The 24,397-nt window shown below is 47.0% G+C and carries 22 protein-coding genes, 1 rRNA gene and 1 riboswitch; of the genes, 8 read left to right on the plus strand and 15 right to left on the minus strand.

From position 1 onward, the window contains the following. Nucleotides 1-30 precede the first annotated feature (30 nt). The 8 genes from AC1DE7_RS15270 to AC1DE7_RS15305 all read right to left on the minus strand — a co-directional run bounded on the left by AC1DE7_RS15270 (nt 31) and on the right by AC1DE7_RS15305 (nt 10,309). On the minus strand, nt 31-2,028 hold the full coding sequence (locus tag AC1DE7_RS15270) for a methyl-accepting chemotaxis protein (protein ID WP_477534729.1): 1,998 nt from the start codon (nt 2,026-2,028) through the stop codon (nt 31-33). Nucleotides 2,029-2,451: 423 nt separating this feature from the next. After that, entirely contained in the window at nt 2,452-3,291 is an 840-nt protein-coding gene (locus tag AC1DE7_RS15275; RefSeq protein WP_036606157.1) for a MetQ/NlpA family ABC transporter substrate-binding protein, read from the minus strand. A 69-nt stretch (nt 3,292-3,360) separates the two neighbouring features. Beyond that, nucleotides 3,361-4,032: a methionine ABC transporter permease gene (locus tag AC1DE7_RS15280; RefSeq protein WP_047841707.1), complete on the minus strand. Its 672-nt coding sequence runs from the start codon at nt 4,030-4,032 to the stop codon at nt 3,361-3,363. Continuing rightward, nucleotides 4,029-4,838, minus strand: a complete 810-nt coding sequence (locus AC1DE7_RS15285; protein WP_053061448.1) for a methionine ABC transporter ATP-binding protein — start codon at nt 4,836-4,838, stop codon at nt 4,029-4,031. Before AC1DE7_RS15285 ends, AC1DE7_RS15280 begins: the two co-directional genes overlap by 4 nt. Nucleotides 4,839-4,969: 131 nt before the next feature. Beyond that, nucleotides 4,970-7,273, minus strand: coding sequence for an outer membrane protein assembly factor BamB family protein (locus AC1DE7_RS15290; protein ID WP_477534730.1), 2,304 nt, complete (start codon nt 7,271-7,273; stop codon nt 4,970-4,972). Between the two features lie 101 nt (nt 7,274-7,374). Next, entirely contained in the window at nt 7,375-8,169 is a 795-nt protein-coding gene (locus tag AC1DE7_RS15295; RefSeq protein WP_315371101.1) for an energy-coupling factor transporter transmembrane component T family protein, read from the minus strand. Continuing rightward, a complete protein-coding gene (locus tag AC1DE7_RS15300; RefSeq protein ID WP_477534731.1) occupies nt 8,144-9,715 on the minus strand; it encodes an ABC transporter ATP-binding protein in 1,572 nt (523 codons plus the stop codon). Before AC1DE7_RS15300 ends, AC1DE7_RS15295 begins: the two co-directional genes overlap by 26 nt. Further along, nucleotides 9,716-10,309, minus strand: a complete 594-nt coding sequence (locus AC1DE7_RS15305; protein WP_036672660.1) for an ECF transporter S component — start codon at nt 10,307-10,309, stop codon at nt 9,716-9,718. Between the two features lie 505 nt (nt 10,310-10,814). On the opposite strand from AC1DE7_RS15305, the gene AC1DE7_RS15310 reads away from it, so the two are divergent. After that, nucleotides 10,815-11,768: a copper amine oxidase N-terminal domain-containing protein gene (locus AC1DE7_RS15310; RefSeq protein WP_477534732.1), complete on the plus strand. Its 954-nt coding sequence runs from the start codon at nt 10,815-10,817 to the stop codon at nt 11,766-11,768. 181 nt (nt 11,769-11,949) lie between these two features. Here the strand turns inward: AC1DE7_RS15310 and AC1DE7_RS15315 are convergent, their stop codons facing one another. Next, nucleotides 11,950-12,618 (minus strand): pectate lyase, encoded by a 669-nt coding sequence (locus tag AC1DE7_RS15315; RefSeq protein WP_036672662.1) that lies wholly within the window; start codon nt 12,616-12,618, stop codon nt 11,950-11,952. A 347-nt stretch (nt 12,619-12,965) separates the two neighbouring features. Continuing rightward, nucleotides 12,966-13,841, minus strand: coding sequence for a radical SAM/SPASM domain-containing protein (locus AC1DE7_RS15320; RefSeq protein ID WP_127550517.1), 876 nt, complete (start codon nt 13,839-13,841; stop codon nt 12,966-12,968). Nucleotides 13,842-14,058: 217 nt separating this feature from the next. After that, nucleotides 14,059-14,161, plus strand: a riboswitch (TPP riboswitch). A 158-nt stretch (nt 14,162-14,319) separates the two neighbouring features. Between AC1DE7_RS15320 and AC1DE7_RS15325 the strand changes: the two genes are divergently transcribed. The 3 genes from AC1DE7_RS15325 (at nt 14,320) to AC1DE7_RS15335 (ending at nt 17,139) form a co-directional block, all read left to right on the plus strand. Continuing rightward, a complete protein-coding gene (locus AC1DE7_RS15325) occupies nt 14,320-15,084 on the plus strand; it encodes an ABC transporter ATP-binding protein (RefSeq protein ID WP_477534733.1) in 765 nt (254 codons plus the stop codon). Then, nucleotides 15,074-15,904 carry an ABC transporter permease gene (locus AC1DE7_RS15330; protein WP_477534734.1) on the plus strand — a complete coding sequence of 277 codons (831 nt, stop codon included), beginning with the start codon at nt 15,074-15,076 and terminating at the stop codon, nt 15,902-15,904. Before AC1DE7_RS15325 ends, AC1DE7_RS15330 begins: the two co-directional genes overlap by 11 nt. Before the next feature lie 167 nt (nt 15,905-16,071). Then, nucleotides 16,072-17,139 carry an ABC transporter substrate-binding protein gene (locus tag AC1DE7_RS15335; protein ID WP_477534735.1) on the plus strand — a complete coding sequence of 356 codons (1,068 nt, stop codon included), beginning with the start codon at nt 16,072-16,074 and terminating at the stop codon, nt 17,137-17,139. 503 nt (nt 17,140-17,642) lie between these two features. Here AC1DE7_RS15335 and AC1DE7_RS15340 read toward each other — a convergent pair. Next, nucleotides 17,643-17,792: a hypothetical protein gene (locus tag AC1DE7_RS15340; RefSeq protein WP_179087934.1), complete on the minus strand. Its 150-nt coding sequence runs from the start codon at nt 17,790-17,792 to the stop codon at nt 17,643-17,645. A 323-nt stretch (nt 17,793-18,115) separates the two neighbouring features. Between AC1DE7_RS15340 and thiM the strand changes: the two genes are divergently transcribed. From thiM to AC1DE7_RS15360, 4 genes are all read left to right on the plus strand, one after another. Then, the gene (thiM, locus tag AC1DE7_RS15345) at nt 18,116-18,928 is read left to right on the plus strand and encodes a hydroxyethylthiazole kinase (RefSeq protein ID WP_036672665.1); all 813 of its coding nucleotides are present in this window, start codon (nt 18,116-18,118) and stop codon (nt 18,926-18,928) included. Next, nucleotides 18,925-19,737, plus strand: coding sequence for a bifunctional hydroxymethylpyrimidine kinase/phosphomethylpyrimidine kinase (thiD, locus tag AC1DE7_RS15350; protein ID WP_477534736.1), 813 nt, complete (start codon nt 18,925-18,927; stop codon nt 19,735-19,737). Before thiM ends, thiD begins: the two co-directional genes overlap by 4 nt. Beyond that, a complete protein-coding gene (gene thiE / locus AC1DE7_RS15355; protein ID WP_477534737.1) occupies nt 19,737-20,402 on the plus strand; it encodes a thiamine phosphate synthase in 666 nt (221 codons plus the stop codon). Before thiD ends, thiE begins: the two co-directional genes overlap by 1 nt. Before the next feature lie 322 nt (nt 20,403-20,724). Next, a complete protein-coding gene (locus AC1DE7_RS15360) occupies nt 20,725-21,468 on the plus strand; it encodes a MerR family transcriptional regulator (protein ID WP_127550532.1) in 744 nt (247 codons plus the stop codon). 559 nt (nt 21,469-22,027) lie between these two features. Here the strand turns inward: AC1DE7_RS15360 and AC1DE7_RS15365 are convergent. From AC1DE7_RS15365 to rrf, 4 genes are all read right to left on the minus strand, one after another. Next, entirely contained in the window at nt 22,028-22,510 is a 483-nt protein-coding gene (locus AC1DE7_RS15365; protein WP_053061447.1) for a hypothetical protein, read from the minus strand. 325 nt (nt 22,511-22,835) lie between these two features. Next, entirely contained in the window at nt 22,836-23,492 is a 657-nt protein-coding gene (locus AC1DE7_RS15370; protein ID WP_036672670.1) for a deoxynucleoside kinase, read from the minus strand. Further along, entirely contained in the window at nt 23,489-24,112 is a 624-nt protein-coding gene (locus tag AC1DE7_RS15375) for a deoxynucleoside kinase (protein WP_477534738.1), read from the minus strand. The genes AC1DE7_RS15370 and AC1DE7_RS15375 overlap by 4 nt, the downstream gene beginning before the upstream one ends. A 185-nt stretch (nt 24,113-24,297) precedes the next feature. After that, nucleotides 24,298-24,397, minus strand: a 5S ribosomal RNA gene (gene rrf / locus AC1DE7_RS15380); the annotation flags it as partial.

The raw sequence follows: 24,397 nt of genomic DNA on the forward strand, positions 1-24,397 counted from the left end.
CCTGTATGATACTCTCTTCTACGATCCCGTTTAATACTTAAACTGTCTAATCAGACGCTGCAGCTCTTCAGCCAGGGTAGACAAGCCACGAGCCGAGGAAGAAATCTGCTCCATCGCTGCCAGTTGCTCCTCTGAGGAAGCGGCCACTTCTTCGGAAGTTGCGGCGTTGCCTGACGCAATGCCTGCCAACTCATTGGATACAGCAGATACTTCCTGCACACCTGCTGTGATCTCTTGCGATGTGGCAGCAATCTCTTCAATCTGAGGTGTCGTTTCCCGCATGCTATCCAGAATACGTTCAAACTTCCGAATCGCTTCTGTAGAGATGTCCATGCCCTCTCCAACCTCTGAAGTCACCTTCTCCATCATGCGAACGGAAGCAGCCATATCTTCCTGTACCGCCGTAGTCAGCACGGTGATTTCATTGACGGACTGCCCGGATTGCTCTGCCAACTTGCGAACCTCTGCTGCTACAACTGCGAATCCATTGCCATGTGTACCTGCACGAGCAGCTTCAATGGATGCGTTCAGCGCGAGCAGGTTTGTCTGTTTGGCTATATTTCCGATTAACTCCGTGATCGCTGAAATTTGGTGTGATCGTTCATATAACGCCTGAATCAATTGGTTTGTCTGTTCTACTGTCTCTTGAATCGATTGCATCTGACTCACCGTCTGCTTGACGGTGTTGCCGCCTTCTTCTGCTTGTACGGTTGTATGTTTCGCCAAATCAGCGACATGTATGGAACGTTCGGCGATTCTTGTAATACCAATCGTAATTTCATTCATGGCCTGATGGTTATGTTCAATACCTTCGGTCTGTTTCTCCGCACCACTCGCAATTTCTTGAATGGCTCGCGCTACCTGCTCACTGGCTGCACTGGTTGATTCCGCACTCTGAGTCATTTCATCCGATGAGATGACTACCTGACTGGCGCTGTTCTCCACATTTTGAATCAACACACGCAGATTGTGCTGCATTTTGCCAAAAGCCTCACTCAGTTCACCTATTTCATCATGGCTTGTACTTATTATGGTCTGGGTTAGATCCCCTTCGCTCACCTGAATCGCCTGATCCTTCAACTGACGGATCGGTTTAACAATCGATCGCATCACCAGCCAGATGATCAAAATTCCGATGACAAGACAAGAAACGATGACCATAATCGTTCGATTCAGAATAGGTGCAGCGGCATCCTCAACTTCAGAGGAGAACATGGTGCCAGCGACCTTCCATCCCGTGGATGCATTCGTGGCGTAATACATGACCTTATCAACCTGATCAAAGGTATAGTTGAAATTACCGGATTCATTCGTATACACTTGTGTCCAAAAATCTTCTGTTGCATCTGTTCCAGGTTGCATCGTCGGATGATAGATATACTTTTCGCTGGCATCCAGCAGAATCAGATGTCCCTTTTCTCCAACTTTAATTCCGCTAACTAATTGACTAATGTCCGCCAGATTGAGATCCAATTGGACCACACCAGATTGGTCTTCCAGTGCCTTCGCAATCGTAATGGTAATCTCTTTTGTCTCGGCAGAAACATAAGGGTCTGTAACAATGACCTGCTGTGGAGTACCCATCGCTTCTGTGTACCATGGTCTTGTTCGCGGATCGTAATCTTCAGGCATCTCCGCATCAGAGGACATCAGATACACACCTGCCTCTGTGCCTACACCTATGGTGATGATATCTTTGTTCTGTGCGGCATACCCCTTCAATTCGTTCACAACCCGAACCTCGGCATCTTCTTGACGCAATTGCTCCGCGAGTGTACTCGCATAATATTCAATGTGGTTCCGCTTGGCATTGACTGAAAGATCTATCGTTGCACTGGCAAGGTTCACATTTTCCATCGCACTATGTAAAATTTGCTTCTCCACTTCATCTTTTGCACTGTTATACGATAAAACTCCAATACTTAACGAAGGAATGGCCAGGAAAGCAATAAAGGACACCACCAGCTTGGTCTTAAAGTTCTTATGCATCTTGTTGAACCAGGTCGATTTGCTATTTTTTCGGGACAAATTTCTCTACCTCTTCCAGATAAATTTTAGTTTTACTTGATCTACTTATAAGTTGAACTAGTGATTATTTACACTTGCCACTCCGATGACAGAACAACCTGCCACTTGCTGAATGATTCATACAACTTATATAGCTCTTGTATAGCTCTCATAGATTGTAAACCATCTTTTCAAAAAACTAGGTCTCACTTCTTGTGAAAAACACTCTTTACACTACAAAACTCGAACAAATCTCTTAATTTATAATCCAAAAGAACTATTTTCAAACAAATTATACGAAAAAACTATTAAATAAAGTGTTCCGGGGATATGACCAAATTGTTAAATTTTTAAATACTTGTTAATAAGCACTCGGATGACAAAAAAAGATCCAAGCATTATCGCTCAGATCTAAAGGTTATTTACATTGGACCAACGTATTCTCTATTTAAATGCCGGGATCGCAATATCTGCATATTTCTCTTCGAAGAAGGCTTTGACCTCTGGACCCGCCATGCGTTTAGCCAGCTTCTGGATCGCTTCGGAGTCCTTGTTATCCTCACGGGCAACCATGGTAATTGCAAAATGGGAATCATCCTTCTCGGTTAACAGTGCATCCTTCTTCGGTGTAAGACCGAGCGGACTGGCATATGCCGGTGTCATGGCTACCAGATCAGCATCATCCATCATCCGAGCCAGCATCAACAAGTCCACTTCCTCAAACTTGAAGTTCTTTGTATTCTCGGTGATGTCTGCCTGTGTGGCGTTAAAACCTACGCCCTCTTTCAGCTTAATCAACCCGTTCTGCTCCAGCATCACAAGAGAGCGACCAATGTTGGAAGGATCGTTTGCAATTGCAATCGTTGCACCTTCGGGCAATTCCTCAATCGTTTTGTACTTTTTGGAGTAGCCGCCATAGATGGCATTATAGATAGGCTGTACAGCCACCAGATTGGCATTGTTCGCTTCATTATACTGGGTCATGTAAGGCACGTGTTGGAAGAAGTTTGCATCCACTTCCTTATTCGCGAGTGCCGTATTTGGTTGAACGTTATCTGACAGCACAACAACTTCCAGGTTGACGCCATCTTCCTTCAAAAGCGGTTTAACAATATCCAGTACGTCTGTCATCGGTGGAATCAACGTGGCTACTTTTAGCGTAACTTCTTGTGCAGCTTGTGTATCTTCTTTTGTTCCTTCAGCCGCAGGTGTTTCTTCTTTTTTGCCACAAGCAGCGACAACCAGCATTACTGCAAGCAACATAAGCATCATTTTCACTTTCATTTCATGTCTACCCCTCATCGTATAATCTGTATTGGTTATTCTTAATAATGCAATGCACGGTCCAACCGTTCAGGATCTGCGATCCAACCAGTGGGACAGTCTGCTACCTGTGAATTGGATCATCTGTACCAGGATAATCATAATGATGATCGTAAATACCATAATCTCCGTTTCGAAGCGCTGATAACCGTAGCGAATGGCAAAGTCACCAACCCCGCCGCCACCTACAATACCCATCACCGTCGAGTAGGAGATGAAGCTAATCGTAGCTGTTGTGAGTCCCAGTACAAGACCAGATCGTGCCTCCACGTACAAAAACTTCACCACAAGTTGCATCGTCGATGCCCCCATGGAAGCAGCAGCTTCAACCACTCCCCTCGGTACATCCAGCAATGCTTGTTCCACCAGTCTGGCGTAGTAGGCAATTGCAATGACCGAGAGTGGCACGGTTGCCGCCAACGTACCTATGGACGTTCCCACAACAATCCGTGTGAATGGAATCATGAATACAACCAGCAGTAAGAACGGAAACGAACGAACGATGTTAACGACACTGCCGAGTACAAAGGACAGCGTTTGATTCTGATACCGTTGTCCTCTCCGGAATAAGTACAGCAGTGTACCCAGAGGTAACCCAATCAGAACAGCTGCCGCAATGGAGATACCCACCATGACAAAAGTCTCTCCGATCGCCTGCCATATCTCATGCTGATATTTCAGCACAGACTCAGGTAACCTCATGACTTGTCCTCCTGTTCTGCCTGACGGAACAGAGACGAACCTGTCATCCCGTATTCGTCACCCGCAAGCAAGGAGGTCAACAGATCAGGCTGCGGAGCAGGGATACTGCTCACTTCCGCTTTAGACAACGTACGAACGAGTCGCCCATCCTTCATGACGGATATCCTGTGACATAGTCTGCGAGCCACTTCCATCTCATGCGTTACTACAACAATGGTCACGCCCAGCGTTTCATTGATATGACGCAGCACATCCAGGATACCGTTCGTGGTCTGTGGATCCAGCGAAGAGGTCGGTTCATCACAGAGCAGCACATCCGGACGACTGGCCAGCGCTCGTGCAATCGCCACACGTTGCTTCTGTCCTCCGCTAAGCTGAGCAGGATATTGACCCGCCTTGTCTTCCAGTCCAACAAACCGTAGCACCTCAAGTCCACGTTCAACTCGCTGCGCACGGGGCATACCCGCAAGCTCCAATGGCATGCAGACATTGCCACTCACCGTTCGGTTACTGACAAGATTGAAGTGTTGAAAGATCATGCCAATGGATCTTCGTGCCTGACGCAGACTCTGTTCATTCATCTGGGTCAAGTGCTGCCCATTCACAACAACTTCACCATCATCCGGCTTTTCCAATCCGTTGAGCATCCGCAGAAGCGTGGATTTGCCTGCACCACTCGATCCGATGATGCCATGTATTTCTCCTTGTCCCACTTCGAGGGACACCGAGCTTAATGCTTCGAATCCCTGATCTGCACGGGAACCGCGCTCGTTATAACGTTTGCTTACACCATATAATGAGATCATGGAGAGTCCTCCCGTGAATGATCATGCATGGTTCTTCAAGAACACATGAAGAAAGCCCGCACAGCCGATAACCGGAGCGCGAGCAAGCCTGTTCATTTATAATAAATCAACATCCCTTACGAGACAAGCTTTTAAGGTGAGATTGCCTCCTGCAGGCGGCTGGCTTCATATACACGAAAACGTCCATTGGACGAACCCACATACACTTCATTACCGATCCGGTTAATCATTCCATTCTTCGCATCCCGGTCCCGGTGCTCCGGGTTTCCCATCACAACGTCATGTATACGACCTAACAGTGCTCCATTCTTTTTATTCATCACGAGAAGATTTTCGTCCATGGGCAACAGCAACTGATCATCAATGACCAGATAACTTCCCTGATTCGTCGGATGCCTTAGTGTTGCAATCGTATCTTTGGCATTCCAACGCGTCTCCCCCGTTTTATAATCCACAGCCGCTGGATAACCGTTCTTAATCACATACAACTGATCCTCTTCCACCAGTCCTCGTTCAATCTTGCCCTTGAGCGTCCAGCGTATTTTGCCTGTCTTGGCATCATACAGGGTAGTTATAAAATCTTCATATTCTCCGTAATGATTGCCATTCTTGTTCTCACGGATCAACAACATGCCATCATTCAGCTCCTCAAATCTCTGTCCTACCCGAGCAGGGAATTGGGCAAGCTTTTTCCCCGTGTTCAGATCAAGCAGAAGCCACTGATTATCTAGTGATAGCCATCTTTCAGCATTCGTGGTTGCAAAGGGATCAAGACGTTCAATTCCACCAGTATATGGATCATTCCAAAATTGTTCTATGGTGGATCGTTTGCCCTTTAAGCTCCATACGGTTCGCCCTGATTGCGGATCGGCTGCAACCAGCTTATTCTTTTCCCAATACAACACATAGGGGTCATCTGCACTCTTGTTCAATAATTCATAACCTGTAGCCAGTTTTCGCGTCCACAATGTTTTTCCGTTTGCACTGTCCAGAACCGTTAACCAACTGTTGCTTGAGCTCTCAACAACCGGGTTATCCACAACCACAACGTTCTTAGCAGCGGTGATGCCATTTAGTCTAAAATTTTGCTTAGGAGTGTACGTCCACATGACCTTTCCGTTCTTCAAGTTCAGATGACGAATACGATCCACGTATTTTTTCTTATCAGGGTCATAATCGGTGTAGATTGTAACGTATTTGCGCTCTGCATCCACCTCTGCCTGCTGTCTTCCAAAACCCCCGTTAATCCCCCATAATTGCTGGCCGGAATGTCGGTCAAGGGCATATATGGAACCTTCGTAGTAACCTCCGCTAAATCCACCGTCATCGCCTTTCATCAGGAGCACGTCATCCGTGGCTGCTTGTAAAAAAGTGTAGTTAATATCCCCCTGGTTGGTCCATACCGGTTTCCAAGGGATTGTCGTTGGCAGTGTTGTGCCATACATTTTTGTCGTGAACCCATATTCATCGGCCCGACTGATGTTCCAATCAGAAACCACAACATTTCGTTCATCCTGTGGTAGATTCCAGCGTGTCCTGACCACCTTGCCATTCTTGTTGAATGTGACCAGAAATTGTGCATCTTCCCGCTCATATCTCCAGGTCTGCCCAATACTCATTGCATAACCAGTATCATTCAAATTGCTTGAACTCTCTTTCCAATCCGGTTCGCCTAACCACCCAGCCACTTGTTTGGAGGTGATTGCATTGTTCAGCTTCATATCTGTCAGATGGCGTATAACCGAAGTTGGCAACGATGCCTCCTGAATGAACCAGCCATCAGCCACATTCATCCGCTGTTCTATAGCCTGTGCCTTGATCCAGAAGAGTCCTGGCCGATACGTGAAAGATTCTTTATTCCAGACTCGTGGGGCAATGGAGACCCCATACCAGCCTTTCCACTTTGCAACAATAACAGCCTTATCTGTTAGCGCTTTCTCACTAGACCAAGTTGTAGAACTATCTGGAACCAGATACAACTTGCTGCCTGATTGGAGTGTGAAGCTTTGGGGAGCTGTTTCCGTCATACTTCTGCTCTCCTTCAGGGCATACCAACTTGGCAGCCAAAAGTCTCCATGATCGGTTGACTTAAGCTGCACCCACTCACCTCGAACCGAGGCCAACGTATACTTTTCGTTTTTTGTTGTATAGTATTCAATCCCCAGCTTGTCAGCAGCCACACTGCCGTCCCTTCTGTTTTTGAACAGAGGGATGTCATTAATAAGCGTAACGGTGTCTCCTTGTTTGTAAGCTAACTTTGCAGTTAAGACTTGGGAACTTGCCCCCAATGCTTGTGGCGTTGTAGGCAAAGCTTGTCCTTCAAGGGCGACCATTTTGGAATCCAGCAGCATCCAGCCCGTCAACAGCACAGCTGATAATCCAGTCATGGTAATCCATTTGTACCCCGTTCTCTGCCAGTCAGGACCCGTCTTCACTCTCGTTCATCCCCATTCATTAGAAGTTATTTCCAATAGAGACGCAGTAAAAAGGAAAAAGTTACCGTTTACCTCAATATATTTCTATCTATCTGCCCGTATTACCTTACATCCACCATCGTAGCATGATAAGGAAAGGTAATCCCGATGTAATAAGCCGCTGTTAAGGTGAGCATATAATAAAATACAAACCACAGATCAGCTCGCGAATAGCCAATCTGAATGTAATACGTGCGGCTCGCGCCATCTGTGAACCCTTTCGCTTCCATCGCTACCGCCATTCGCTGTGCACGGCGAATACTCTGTGCCAGCAGCGGAATAGCGTAACGCTTGAGTGTACGATACACATTCCAGCGAGAGCCACGTTGCTGTGTTCCACGAATACGAATCGCGTAACGGAGCGTCTGGAATTCATCCAGCAAAATGGGGATCATGCGCATCGCGGCCAGAAAGCTATAGGCGTATTTCGCCGGAAGCTTCCACTGCTGCATCAGAGAATAAAACAGTCTGACAGGCTTGGTCGTAAGACCAAAGAGTAACCCAGCCGCGGCCATAGTCAACGAGCGAAAACCCAAGTGTAGACCGCGATAGAAACTCTCTTCGGTTATGTGGATCAGTCCCCACTTATACCATGTGGTCTCGCCCTTACCAAACATCATCATACCTGTAGACGTCGAGATAAACACCAGAATGAATGGTGATGCGTACAGTATCAATCTGTACCACGGATGACCTGTCCAGCACAGTAATAACATCATCGCCATCGCAACGTTGGTCATTACATTCAGATTGTGAATGAGGATAACGATGACAAACATCATCGTCAGAATGATCATCTTTAATCCCGGATTGACGTTATGAAGCCAGGTTTCACGGTGAGGAAACGACAGTTGCATCAGATAACCTCCCCTCATCTACCATCCAGATTCGGGTGCAATATCTTTTTACGATTTCACGATCATGGGTAACCATAACAATGGCTGTTCCCTCTCTCCGCAATTGCTCCAGCTGTGCTAACATGGCAAACGTATTGCGGGCATCCTGTCCAAAAGTAGGTTCATCCAACAGCAGTATTCGCTGCTCTCTCACCAGTGCAGAGGCAACGCTCAAGCGTCGTTTCTGCCCCATCGATAATTGGTAGGGATGGCGCTCGGAGAGGGCTATTAGCCCAAATTGATTCAACATATGATCAGTCCTGACAAGTCTTTCTTCCGTTGTCAGCCTGCCCCCCAGCAATGAGAATTCCACTTCTTCCGCGACCGTGTTGGTCACAAATTGAAACTCCGGGTTCTGAAATACAAACGCAATTCGATCTGCAAGCTGCTCCGTTTTGCCAGAAGGCTGACCGTCCACCTCATAATGACCTGTTGTTTTCAGGATACTCATCAGAGATAACAACAATGAACTCTTGCCAGCTCCATTAGCTCCGACAATACCAATCCAATCCCCATGCCATACTTTGGCCTGTTCTACCTGAATGAAGGGTGTTTTCCCACGCCATCCGGTGAACTGTTGCAAGTCCAGTGCAGGCAGATAGCCGGGTGATACAGGTGATAAGGATGAGACGTGAGAGATGAGGGATATACCCGGTGTATCGGATAAGCCAGACGATTGCTGTGCTTCCAAACTTGAGATGCCGTGGTCCACACACACTTGAAGCTCTCCAGAAGTACTTCCCTCTTCTTCCTTAGCTGCCTGCTCGTGCTCATCCCACACACCCGGATACCAGATTCCATAAGCCTTCAGCTTGCCCCGTTCATCTGTAAATACCTGCTGTGCTGGCCCATCCGCCACAATCTTTCCTTCAGGTGATAATACAATGATGCGGTCGACCATATCCACAATCTTGTTTATTTTGTGTTCAACGATGATGATCGTTTTGTCACTGGCGATCCGTTTGACGGTATCCCATACCTGGGAAGTCCCCTCATCATCCAGAAGTGCAGTGGGTTCATCCAAAAACAATACCTCCGGGTCCATGGCAAGCATCGAAGCAATCGCAAGACGCTGCTTCATCCCCTGAGACATGGACTGGATCAATACACGATTCTGTTCAAAGGATAACCCCACTTGTTTCAGATAATATTCAATCAGAGCAGGCATCTCTTCACGCGGAATATTTCGGTTTTCCAGAACAAATGCGATCTCTTCATCCGTAAAGGACATACAGAACTGGGTATCCGGATCTTGAAAGACCACTCCTGCTTGGGCGGGAACCTGAATATCATCACATTTCATCGGAATCTCAACCGAACGTGGTATCAGACCGCTCAGAATTTGCAATAACGTCGATTTACCGGAGCCACTTGGGCCAAGCAACAGCACTTTCTCTCCTTGACGCACAGAAAGAGACAAGCCTTGAAATACCAAGGCTTTCTCTCCCGGGAACTTGCATCTTAGATTAGTTACACTTACCGCTTGCGAATTCTCCTCTCCGCTCATCTAATCCAGCGCCTCATAATCTTGTTTGGATACCGGTCTAAGTGAGCGTGTCACACCGGTCAGTTCCAATGCTTTGGCGAGATAATAAGCGAACACTCCTGCAATCAAGATGCTTCCGATGAAGCGGAATCCGATAAATAACGTGTAGTTCCAGGCCGAGAGTGAATCAATATACCCGTACTGATAATCCAGCAAAAGCGAAGCCGCTGCGGCTCCTATGGCTGCAAGACAGGTGACAAACAGATTGGTTTTGCGATACAAAAATGCGGCGAAGAATATCTCGGCTCCCAATCCTTGCAACAGACCGTATACAAGTGTGGACATGCCCCATTCACTACCCAGAAAAGCACTTACCGTTGATGCCGCAACTTCGGCAAGAATAGCCACGCCTGGTTTACGAATGATAACAAAAGCAAACGTGCCCGCCATAAACCACATGCCGTAGATCATCTGCTCCGCATGAACGCCAAATGGTTTCATCAAGTCATATGTAGGTCCCCATATCTTGTAAATCACCCCAAACACTACTGCGATCACGATGGTTACCAGAATATCCGTTAGTTTCAATCGCTTGTTCCCTGCTGTTGTTGCCATGTTCTCTACGTCCTTCCTTTGTTCCCTGTGGGGGTTATCAAAATAAACGAAAAAGCCTCCCCGGTTCCGGGCAGGCCTCACGCACAGTGGACAATCTTCACAATGATGTATTGGATGGATGTCGAAAATACGTAATATCAACCAGCACCCCTCCGCCCTGGCAGATACACCACCACAGTTCAAAGAGGTCTGTTGTTCATCCACGTTCATTCCCACAATTCACCCTTACATATCGCAAATCCATGTTCTCTACGCTGGCATTACCCAGATCAGATGTACGGTCAGCAGCACAAGGCCACTCTCTCAGCCCAACTTCATTGAGCTCCCGGTTCACTTATTTCATTGCTTCTAATGTACATCAGATGGGTATTTGTGGCAATCCCTAGAAAAATCATCATGCTTCATTTGGGGTAACAGGGGAAAGTATCTGATGGTTCACTTCCCATAATATGAAACATTTAGGTTATGTAGTCCGTCTTAAACATTAGAAGGGAGATTGATAGTGATGAAAGATTACAATTCTGTTTGGCAACTTAAAACATGGAAAATGGTCCTTGCCGCTTCGATACTCACCGCAGGCACGGCACCTGCCTTACTCTCATCCACTGTGGCGGAAGCCGCAACAACTAAACCTAAACCGACAGCTTATATTAACAATGTTCAAGCCCAATATGATGTTGTCATACGGCAGGGTATTACGTACGTGGCATTGACGGAGCTTCAATTCCTCGGCAACTATACGTTTGGTTACAATAACAAAACAAAAGAGATCAGCATTAGCACAGGCAGCGATAAGTATGTCCTTACACCTAACAGCAAAACAATGAAGAAAAACGGTCAGAATGCGACATTATCCTCAGCGCCGATTCTGGTGAATGGTAAAGCGATGCTTCCGCTCCGTGCCATCGGTGAAGCTTTTGGTGCCAAGGTGCAGTGGAACCAGAAGGCCAAGGAAGCCTACATTTACACTACCGATGCTACGATTGTAAAAGAATATAACAGTTCCGATCTGACTGTGGCGCGTGAAGCCGCACTGCATCTGCCACGCTTCTCTGAACTGGGACAAGCACGTCTGGACATTCGCAACCCTTTGGGTCCAGTGGATTCATCCATTGAATACATTTTTGAACAAGACAAAAAAGATCGTTTCTTCGTTGTTGAGGATAACGATCTGATCAGTTATTATATCCTTAAAAATGGAAGTGCACTGCTACAATGGCAGGCTAACATCAGCAAAAATGCCGGAACCATCGGTGACCTGTTCTTTATTAAAAACAAAGCCGTTGCTGAAGCAGGGACTCGTCCTTCCGTAGCAGGTCAAACACTCGTATCATTTAAGTACTCTCGCATGCTTGAAGAAACCTCTTACGAAATCATGAACAAATTGGACTCTATTGATACCGGTTCTGTTGTCCCCGAGAAAGGCAAAGTCATCGTTGAAGTTCCGGGAGAGCAATAATTTGAGCATCCTCTATAAAACATTGCTCAGCAGAACTATACTATGACATCTGCATTACAAAGAGCGTCCCACAAAGTCATTGTAACAATGACCTTGGAACGCTCTTTTTGGCGTTATATTTTAACTTCAAATTACAAGCAGAGCTTAAACTTTTACCAACTCCAGCGATTCAATCTTCTGTCTAATATTGCGTGTTCCCAGACTGGCTCGTTTTCCCTGAAGCAAACCCCTTGAACAACGTTGGTACTTTGGAATAACGGGTATTCGTAATTTTCCCTTGTGATGTGCTGCTGTCTGTACGCATAATCGAATCTTTTACATTGGAAATGTTGGAGTTATCCAGCGTCATGTTAACTGCAAAGGAAGTTCCACCATTTTGGCGAACCAGTTTGCCAATATCATCTGCACGGAAATTTTTGATGTTAATTGTTCCAGCTGCATTCATCTGGAACACTTTATCATAAGCCTTATACGCTGCCCCACCGGTAATGTTAACCGTTCCGGCAGACTTCAATGTCAGTGCATCCTCGCCCACGTCCTGCCAGACCACATTCGATATATTACAGTTGCCATAACAGTGAACACCATCAGCAGCTGGTGATCCAATGTTTACGTTTTTGAGCGTGGCCCCTGCCTCCAGACGGAAGACTGGCTTCTGATTTTCTGCTTGAGATCCGTCGCCAAGTGTGGAAGGATTAGCTACAAATGTTTTGCCTTGACCATCATAGGTCGTGCCCTTTGGAACAATAATAGTTGAATTTACAACCGTAGGCGCAGCCGCAGCCGGAACTGCACCAAATATAGAAGCAACCAAACCAGCGGACAGTAACAACGTCAACATTTTTTTCATAACTTTATTCCTCCCTTATTCTCTCGTTTTTTGGTAATGTACAGCCTGGGCTTGTACTGGAAGTTTGCCAGAGGTGCACCTCTGTCCGACCAACAACCTAATCCTACCAAATAAGGAAGGTAACTAGAATAATCATTAGATCAGATATATCATGACATCGTACAATCCCTGTCATATCGGCATTTTTTGCATGCTAGGTCTCTCAAGCAATATGCTCATATCAACCTCTGGTATGCTCATTTGTAACGTTTGTACCCCTCACTTAATCCCCAATAACAAAAAAAGACCACTACATTTGTCTCCAAATGTGTGATCTTGAATGGCTTCCTGGTTGCTCATATAAGATATCAGGCTCCGAATCTCTGACGATAACCGCACTTTCGACACAACTCTTCCACAGCTTCACGTTTGGAGAAGCCATATACCAGATTGTTTGCTCGCTCACCCTCAATAATCTCCGAGAATGACTTCTCATGCACATTACCCAGGTTAATCACACCCTCGCCATCGAGACAGCATGGAACCACCGTTCCATCTACAAGCACAGCTGCCTGACTGCGCAATGCATGGCAGAAGCCTTTGCCATCATCTTCAGGTGCATCCAGACTTGGCCACTGGAACTCATGGTCCTGATTCAGGTATACATTCGGGGCAATTTTGACCCCACTGCCTGGGACTACTTTTTCCTCAATGCGGAAGTCGAGATTGAATTCACGTTCCAATACTTCAAGGGTCTCCCGATTTCGATTCATCTGAGCATTTGTGAAGTTATCCTGCGTCAGATTCCAAAGTCGGAATGAGATGATGACATTGTGCTTAACGGCCTCGTGTACAAAGGACAAAATATGACGCAGGTATCCGTCACGATCTGTTGAACCTTCATGCCCATCGAAGCTGTGCAGGGAGAAATTCATCTGCCGCAGCGCCGGTTTGCCAAGCAATTTATGCTGAGTCTTGGGCAGCAGTGTACCATTCGTTGTAATGTTCACCTTGAGTCCCTTCTCATGTGCGGAATCGAGCAACAGATCTATTTTGGGATGCAACAAGGGTTCACCTTTGACATGTAGATAAATATGATTGGTGTGTGGTTTAACTTGATCCAGTATATTGTTGAAGACTTCAGGGTCAATGAATCCTTTGGCACGCTGTGTCTGCGGACAGAAGCTGCATGCCAGATTGCAGATACTCGTGATCTCAATATATACTTTTTTGAACGTTTTCAACTCGGGTCCCCATTCTGCTTCGGAGGGAGAACAATCCCGCCTGCATTTGTGATCCGGCCAATATGCGCCACCACTATTATATCGGGTTAGGGAGCCCAGGTAAATTGTTCAGTTGTTCGGGTCTGACTCCAAGTTCATCTCAAGAATTCTATCACGCTGCCTCTTTACAGTTCATGTTCGAGTGATATATGCTGAACACACAACTGCATATCTTGAACTTTTGCACTAGGGGAGCCTTGCGGCTGAGACGAATATGACTATTCGGACCCTTTGAACCTGATCTGGATCATACCAGCGGAGGGAAGTGGAGCGGCCTTTTAGTAAGCGGAATTTTTTCATGTATGTGAAGATAAATTGCGGATTTAACTTACAGACCCACTCATTTCTCCGGAAATGGGTGGGTCTTTTTTGTTCCTTTTGCAGAGTATAGGATGCCGTTGTTATTGCAGTAGTCTGACATCAAGGGGGTGAGGATCAGATGGATAACCATGTAACCATTCACAACGTAAGCTTTGCTTTTCCCGAAAAAAAGGATTCCCCTGTGCTCTCCAATGTGTCGCTTCAGGTTCAACAAGGAGAATTTGTCTCGCTCATCGGCTCCAGCGGATCAGGTAAAAGCACGCTCTTCAAGCTACTCGCAGGCTTGCATGAGCCAACCGTCGGCACCATCGATATTGCTGATGTACCGCACGGACAACGGCTCGGACGAGTCGCCTATATGCCGCAGAAAGATCTGCTGTTATCTTGGCGTACCGTCATGGAGAACTGCATGCTACCTGCCGAGCTGGCACCAGGCCGACAGGACAAGGACAAACTACGAGCCGATATCATCGCAGGATTGGCAAAGTTCGGCTTGTCCGGTTATGAGCAGGCCTATCCAGATGAGTTATCCGGCGGCATGCGGCAGCGGGTGGCATTGCTGCGTACCTTGCTTACAGGCGGGCAGCTCATGTTGCTGGATGAACCCTTCGGTGCACTCGACGCACTAACCAAACGAGAAATGCATCGCTGGTTGCTGGAGCTGTGGGAGGGCTTTGGCCAAACCGTGCTGTTCATTACACATGACATCGAAGAAGCCCTGCTGTTAAGTGACCGTATCATTCTGTTAACTCCAGGGGGGCAAGGTCAGCAGTTGCGGGAGATGACGGTTCCTTTACCACGCCCAAGGCATTCGGACATGATCTACGAACTGGCTCTCGTGCAGATGAGGCAACAACTGGAGGAACAATTACATGCAAAATGATAGAGCTGAGGTTAGCGTTTGGACGTGGTGTTTAAAGTGGCTCTCGAGGTCGTTTTCCCAATATGGTCTGTTCATTATGCTCATGTTCTTATTACTGGCGATCTGGGAAGTGATTGTGCGTATGGGATGGGTGCCCTCCTTCATCATTCCTGCACCCACGGCCATCGCAAGCTCACTGGTTGAACATCGCCGTCTGCTGTTGACCATCCATCTGCCTGCTACCTTTATGGAGGTTGTTGTTGGTTTTGTCTTGTCCATAGTGACTGGAATTACGCTGGCAACAGGCATGCATATGAACCGATCGATTGAAAAGGCATTGTATCCCTTCATCGTGATCAGTCAGACCATACCGTTGATTGCCTTGTCCCCCGTATTTATCCTGTGGTTTGGTTACACGTTGTGGAGCAAAGTCGCCGTGGTGTTCTTAATCGCATTCTTTCCCATTGTGGTCAGTACCTACGATGGACTCCGCCAAGGCGATCCAGAGCAGCGTGAACTGCTGCTCACCATGGGCGCCAGCAAGTGGGATATTTTTTGCAAACTCCAGGTTCCGCTGGCACTTCCCTCTTTTTTCTCCGGGCTAAAGATGTCTGTGGTGTACTGCGTGGTTGGGGCAACGATTGGCGAATGGCTCGGTGGCAGCAAAGGTCTCGGATACTTCAGCCGCCGCATGTCCAGCAACATGAACACGGATGCGATGTTTGCCGCTATTGTGCTGTTATCCCTGCTTGGGATCGTTTTGTTTGTACTGATTGCCTGGCTGGAGAAACGGTTTAGCATACGGCGTCATCGTCATGGAGGCAACAGAAAAGTTGGATAATACTTAGATAGAAATTTGATGTAAATACAAGAGTTACATTCTTCAAAACAAAACATATCTTATGCACAATTTCAGCAACATCTTCAATCAGTTCATTGTCACATTATCGTTAACATGCTGTTGCCCATTTTCTACAAATCAAAACGATGAAATGAGGAACTTCATTTATGAATAACAAAGGTATATACTCCCTGCTTCCCATCATACTCATTAGCCTTTTGCTGATCGTTAGCGGATGTAGCACCACAGACAATAGCCAAAATACGCCAACAACAGATTCGGCAACCAATACACAGCAAACAGATCCGTCTGCAACCGAACCAGCATCAGACACCAAAGATAAACTGTCTATCATGCTCGACTGGTACCCGAATGCAGTACACTCCTTCATCTATGTGGCTCAGGAAAAAGGATACTTTGCAGACCAAGATCTGGATGTCGATATTCAGATGCCTGCGGATACCAATGATTCGCTCAAACTTGTTGCTGCCGGAAAAATTGATCTGGCCCTAAGTTACCAGCCCCAAATCTTGCTCGCGCGTGGCGAGAACATTCCTGTACGTTCCATTGCTGCTGTTGTTCGCCACCCCCTAGTGCATCTGTTGACCGAAGCGAATGGCAACGTAAGTTCACCCAAAGATCTTGAAGAAAAGACTGTTGGTTATTCCTCCATTCCTCTGTACGAAGCGATGGTACGCACGATGATCAGTAAGGATGGCGGCAATCCCGACAACATAAATCTGGTCGACGTTGGGTTCGATCTGATTCCTTCGCTGGCTTCCGGACAAGCGGATGCGATTATGGGTGGTTTTATTAACCATGAACAATTGATTTTGGAGAAAGAAGGACATGCCATGAAATCGATTAACCCCGTCGATTATGGTGTGCCTGATTATTATGAATTGGTCCTGACTGCAAGTGAAGCTGGCATTGAAGCGAAAAAAGACCAACTTACCCGGTTCGTCAAAGCGGTCCAGGAAGGACAGAAATATGTGACTGAGCATCCAGAAGAAGCCTTGAGTATTCTGCTCGCTCATGAGAATGAAACATCACCGCTTGACCCGGAGATCGAAACCAAAAGCCTGGCAATTCTGCTACCACTCATGAATGAAGAAGGCCAACCATTTGGTCGGCAGGAAATGGAATCGTGGGAAAATGTACGTGCATGGCTCGTTGAACAGGATTTGATTCCTGAATCGGTGAAAGCCGAGGATGCGTTTATTAATCTGCACTGAGAGTAAATAAAGGAGAGCAACGTAAATGAAGGAAAAGTGATTGATCATAAAGGGAATGAAAGCAAGGGGATTAAAAGCAAAGTTAGCAAAACGTAGGATCCAATGCATGAAGTTTTGCGAAATGGAATTGGCCTGAAGCAAGCATCGGAGTATCAGAATTTATTTATAACAATCCTAAGTGGCTTGATGTGCAATTGGGTAGATTGATATGCGTTTGACTGGCTTGATGTGCATCTGGGCAGATTGATATGCGTTTGGGTGGCTTGTTGATATGTATTTGGTAATGTAATTAGCGCTTATCTTCAAGCCTACTGGGAGCTGAAACGCTCCTTAACTTGATCGAAACAGAGCATGCTACGACCGCTAACGAATCTGAGGCGTCCTATTCAGGGATTTGGAGCGGTTGCAGAAATCTAAAGAACCTGAAACATGTTATATCAGAATAAATAGCTGTTTGCAGCGTTTTGGTCAGGAGATTCTGGGAATAACGTGTCTGATGTTCCTTACATTTCAAAAGGAGGACCTGACAGCCAAATAAGACGTCCTGTGTTCTTTAGAAACATCGTCTGACCAGTCGTGCCCCGATCGATCGTGCCCCAATCAGTTGGGTATCGACCAGCCTGGACTTCAAGACACTGGTTGGATGCTAACATCCATCACAGTATTGCTTGCCTGAGTTTGGAGAAATACCCTGGGTTCACTTTCTGTATTTTGTATCGTTTCGTTTTTTACTGTTTCGCTAGATATCGATCAGAATGATTCAATTTGTCTATATCCAGTTCCAAAAATCCATTTTAGTGAGTTATGAAATTGATTTAGATTTTACGTTTCTGCTTTTCCCGCATTAATGCATCTGGCTGTTGTTAGACTCTGCGCCCCAACTCAACAAGGGAACTCATATCCAATTATTCTGTTGAGTGACTCCAGATATCGGACTTCCGCCGATCGGGTTACTTCAAAACAAGGAGGAAATTATATGTCTTATCTGGAACGTGTTCGTACGCAAAATCCGCTGGTACACAATATCACTAACCTTGTCGTGGCTCCCTTCACAGCCAATGGTCTGCTTGCACTCGGTGCGTCCCCTTTTATGGCCTATGCTCATGAAGAGGTCGCTGATGTCGCCAAGATGTCAGGAGCCGTGGTACTCAACATCGGTACACTCGATGACAAAGTCGTTCAGGCAATCCGTCTGGCAGGCCAATCAGCTAATGCGCATCACGTGCCTGTGGTGCTTGATCCGGTTGGAGCTGGCGCAACCACCTATCGCACGGAAACCGTGCAGATGCTCATTCGTGAACTTCGTCTCACGGTACTGCGCGGCAATGTGGCAGAGGTCGCTAATGTCATCGGTGAGAGTTGGAGTATTAAAGGTGTGGACGCAGGATCAGGTGAGGGCGACCGAATCGGCATTGCGGAGCGGGCAGCGCATAAACTTGGCTGTGTCGTGGTCATTACCGGAAAAGAAGATATTATTACTGATGGACAATCCACATTCCTCACGAGTAATGGTCATGCCCTGCTCACTCAGGTCACAGGTGCTGGCTGTCTGCTCAGTTCAGTGATTGGCGCTTTTACAGCCATAGCGGAATCAGGAGCCGATCTTCTAGGCAGTGTTGTTGAAGCGCTAGCGTTTTATGGTGTAGCAGCTGAACTGGCGGCAGAGCGGACAGCTCATCAGGGGCCGGGTAGCTTCCAGATTGAATTGTTGAATCAACTGGCACAAGTAACACCAGACCTCTTGGCAGAACGCGCACAGATCCGTCAGATCCGTGGAGGTGCAGTATGAGTATTGCTCAAGCGCTAACCATTGCAGGCTCCGATAACGGGGGCGGCGCAGGCATTCAGGCCGATCTGAAAACATTCCAAGAACTTGGTGTATACGGCATGACCGTTATCACCGCTATTGCTGCCCAAAATACAACTGGTGTGCAGGGCGTTTTTCCCATCCCTTACGATGGCATTGCCCAGCAATTGGACTCGACCGGCGAAGACTTTCAACCAACCGCAACGAAGACCGGCATGTTATATAGTGCCGAGATTATTCGTCTAGTCGCTGAGAAATGGCAGCAATACCGTTGGGCTAATCTGGTCATCGACCCTGTGATGGTAGCCAAAGGTGGCGCCCCCCTTCTCCAGCAGGAAGCTGTAAAGGCGTTGGTTACGGAGCTGTTGCCCCATGCCCTGATCACAACACCCAATATCCCGGAAGCGGAACTGCTTACCGGGATGTCTATCACCAATCTGAGCCAGCGGGAAGAAGCCGCAAGACGGATTGTACAGATGGGCTCAACGTATGCTTTGGTCAAAGGTGGTCATGATGAAGGAAGTGGCATGATCGTGGATGTGCTCTACGATGGGCAGTCTTTTCATTATCTGGAGAATGTTCGTGTGGTAACACGTCATACACACGGAACGGGGTGCACATACTCTGCTGCCATCACCGCAGAGTTAGCCAAGGGTTCACCTGTTCTGGCTGCCGTTACGACCGCGCGAGCATTCATTCAGGCAGCCATCGAAGATGAGCTGGGGATTGGGGCCGGACATGGGCCGACAAATCATTTTGCGTATCAGCGCAGACAGCGGGGTGAGCAGTGATGCACCCTTGGGATGCAGAAGCGGTACGACGCACGATGCAGGTGTATTTAGTGATGGGCAGCGTCAATACAAAGCAAGACCCTGTGGAAGTGCTGCGCCAGGCCATTGCTGGCGGCATTACGCTGTTCCAGTTCCGTGAAAAGGGAACTGGCGCCTTGGTTGGCGAAGCTTGCATCACGCTTGCGATGCGGCTTCGCGAGGTGTGCAGCCAGCACGGGGTCCCGTTCATCGTGAACGATGATGTGGAGCTGGCTGTAGCGGTGGAGGCCGACGGCGTGCATGTCGGCCAGGATGATGCGGACGCGGCGCTAGTGCGCGCCCGCATTGGAGATGGGCGGATGCTTGGCGTATCCGCCCACTCCGTGGATGAGGCGCGCCGTGCGTTGCAGGCGGGCGCCGACTACCTTGGCGTCGGGCCCGTGTACCCGACGCGCTCCAAAGCGGATGCCCACGCTGTGCTGGGCCCCGCAGGGGTGGCGGAACTGCGCGCCGCAGGCATCGCAGTTCCGATTGTGGGTATCGGCGGCATTACGCCCGATACCACGACCGCCGTGATGGCGGCTGGAGCCGACGGAGTAGCCGTCATCTCCGCCATCGCGGGCGCGGCCGACGTGCGCGTAGCGGCTGCGCAGTTCGCTGCGGCAGTTCGCGGGATGCAGGCGTAGCCCTGCTCTCCCTGCACTGCCAGCCCCGTGGGCTGCACCGCATACATGGTGCAACCCACAACTGCTCACGCTCCTCTCCATAACAGAGGAGCCTCAAAACACCCCCGCGGCGCGGCAGCAACCCATGTCTTCGACATAGAAGCACAGCCGCTCCCCTACAGTGACTGAATGTTATAAAAATTCAGTCATATCCAGTCACATCCTGTCATCAATCCAAGATCAAGATGCAGCTTCCATGCTCGCATCTTGTTTTTTCATTTTCAACGGTTGACTCTCACGTAACGTGACACTGTACAATCGGTGTTGTAAGGAGGTTTCACACATGGCCATGAAGGTAAAAGAAGTTGCCGAACTTGCCTCGATCAGTGTGCGCACACTGCATCACTATGATGAGATCGGATTGTTAACACCGGACGAAGTAACTTCTGCCGGATATCGATTATATTCAGATGCCAACCTGGAACGGTTGCAGCAGATATTGTTTTTCAAGGAACTCGACTTCTCTCTGAAGGAGATCAAAAACATTATAACCAACCCCTCCTTCAATCCGGAAGAAGCACTTAAAATGCATCGACTTATACTGCTGGAGAAGCGTCAACGCTTGGACCAGATGATTGCTACCATTGATAGAACGGTTTTACACGTGAGAGGAGAAATTAAAATGACAGCCAAAGAACAATTCGAAGGATTTGATTTTAGCCAGAATCCGTATGAACAAGAAGCGCGGGAACGTTGGGGAGACCATGCCGTCGATCACGCAAATCAGAAGCTGCACAGTAAATCAACCACAGAGCAAGAGGCTCTGTCCGATAAAATGAACGAAATCTACAAGAGTCTGGCCGCACTTCGTCACACAGAACCAGCATCTGCCGAGGCACAGGCCGGTATTCAAGAATGGTACACCTGGCTGAATCAGATGGGAAGCTACTCGCCTGAAGCCTTCAGAGGACTTGGTCAGATGTACGTGGACGATGAACGCTTCACGCGTAATATTGATCAGTTTGGCGATGGTTTGGCAGTATTTATGAGAGATGCTATGGCTGTATTTGCTGACCAAAACAAATAATATAGCCCTGTCTTCAACCACATACAGTATTATTCAACTCTCATTGTCGTCAGATGTGTACTGTAAACGATAGTCTGGAACTTAGAGCTCTGTCCTCTAGTGGTAAAAGTAATCTCTCGTCATCAGCTTTATTCGCTGTAAATGACCATTCGGATATTTGAACCTACCACCTGAGGTGACCATATCGTTCTTGTAATTAACCTTATGAACATGCTGAATATTTACTAGAGTTATGTGGTAAGTAATTTAAATCGATCCGAATTGTTGCAAAAGTTATGAGCAATATCCCCCTACCTGGTGTATACACAAAAGGGACGTACACCCTCAGGCGTATCGTCCCTATGTATGTAAGTATCTCAGCCGCAATGTGAACAAGCCTAACTGTTGCTCACTCTGAGTACTTTATAAATATCTTTTAAAGTAGATGCTCTTTACTACGTTTTTCTTCTGCTCCCAGCCCTTCGATATAATCGTTTCACCAGATGCTTAGGATAATGAGCATTAGTTTCTCCTGTCAACCGTTCTTCATTTTACTACCAAGCGTCCACCGTCTATCCGATTAAGCTCTTGGTGCGTGATCCGATGAGGATGCATCCGTAGCTAGACTGGTTCTCGCCATCCGGCCAGGAATCTGCCATGCAGACACAATCGCAAGCACGATGAATAACAAATCAATCGGTTGACTGAAGTACTCCTGGAAGGTTTCCACAAACGCACTGATCATCTCGCTATCAAACACAAGTTCCATCACGCCTACATCACCAAACAGTTCGGAAGTAAAATAAACCACCGTCAGATATTTCCCCAACAAAATACCGACAAGTGCAAACAGTACGGCAATAATCTTATGTACCGTCGCAATTTGTTTATTGGAGAACAACACAACTGCGTAACCCGTGAGCGCTCCAATCAATATCGCAATTAATCCCACCTCATAATCGGTCATTGCAGCAATAGCTGCCCATACGATGCCTCCCAGAATGGCTGCAATTAAGCCACCAATGATCGGCATACCGATTTTAACTCCTTGTTTCTCTTCCACGTTGTCTTTCCCTCCTGAGTCATGCATATGCTTCTTTTCCAGAATTCACCTTTCCTATGAAACCACAAAAAGACTTATTATTCAACATTTTTCTACTTTTGGTGCCATGTATTTACATAATAGAAAAGATATATTAAGCATCCATTTCCTTATTCGCTCGAATATCATTTTAGTTTTGTCCACAAACCTCTCATAATCATTCCCTTGGCACATAAAAAAACACCCCTCCAACAGCATAATAGCCGTAGAAGGGATGTTGTCCATATCTGTATCATAGATATAACCAATGTAACCGAGAAAACTACATTGAAAAGCTCTCTCTATCTTACCTTTGCACTTCCTTGGAAGGCTGAATGACAGCTGCAATCTGTGCCAAAATGGCATCCACCGATGCCGGATCATGCACATCATACTCATCAATGTTCAGACGCAGCACAGGGCAAGCTGTAAACTGATCAATCCACACGGAATAGCGCTCGTGCATGTGTTCCCAGTACGAACGGTCCGTCTGAATCTCCATCTCGCGTCCGCGTTCCGTAATACGGTTTAAAATCGAAGGCAGACTGCCTTCCAGATAGATCAGCACGTCTGGATGTGGGAAATACGGTGTCATTACCATCGCTTCAAATAAACTGCTGTATGTCTCGAAATCTGTAGCAGACATGGTTCCTTGATCTGCATGCATTTGTGCAAAAATGCCCGTATCTTCATAGATAGAACGATCCTGTACGAATCCGCCACCCAGTTCAAAAATCTTTTTCTGTTCCTTGAATCGCTCTGCCAGGAAATAAATCTGCAGATGGAAGCTCCAACGCTCAAAGTCATGATAGAACTTCTCCAAATATGGATTATGATCAACTTGTTCCAGAGAAGTCTTGAAATTCAAACGCTGTGCAAGCGCAGCCGTTAACGTGGATTTACCCACTCCAACCGTACCTGCTACTGTAATTAATGCATTCGTAGGAATGCCATAGTTATTCATATGATATACTCCTTTACCTGATTAACAATTTGCCTGAAGTGTTCAGGATGTTCCACAAAGTCGAGTTGCTCTGCATTGACCTTAATGATTACTGGCGGATTTGAGCTATTTGCCAGATAATCCATGCCTGTTTTGTAATCGACGATCAGTTGTTCCATATATGCCGGGTCCATATCCTGCTCAAATGAGCGTCCACGCTTGTTAATGCGGTACATCAACGTATCGAGTTCAGCTTCAATATAGAGCACCAGGTTGGGCTTTGGCAGATCATCTGTTAACAGATGATAGATTTGACGATATTTATCCCGTTTCGTTCCCTTTAAGGTACGATCGGCAAAAATCATATTTTTATAGATATGATAGTCTGAAATGACTGGGGTATTCTGCTCTACATAATGAACGCCCGTGTCTTCCAGTTGTTTAAACCGATTACACAGAAAAAACATTTCCAATTGGAAACTCCACTCGTCGATATCCTGATAAAAGGAAGCCAGAAATGGATTCTCTTCTACGATTTCTTTAACTAACGGAAGATTCAATTCATGGGAAAGCATCGTTGCCAGCGTTGTTTTCCCCGCTCCGATCGGACCTTCCACAGCAATAAACGGGGCTGATTTCATCGTGTTCACTGTTCCTCCTCGTACTTATGCGTGTTTCCGTTTTCTATATAGACCTCACCTATTGTATCACAGCTTTAAGGATTGGAACGCCAGTATTTTATGTATATAACAAGTCAAATCACAACTATTGAATTACATTAAAATAAAAAAGACACACTCGATATCATCAAGTGTGTCTTTAGATTGCTTGGCGGCGTCCTACTCTCCCAGGACCCTGCGGTCCAAGTACCATCGGCGCTAGAGGGCTTAACGGTCGTGTTCGGGATGGGTACGTGTGGAACCCCT

This window comes from Paenibacillus sp. 10L310 (genome assembly GCF_056395745.1).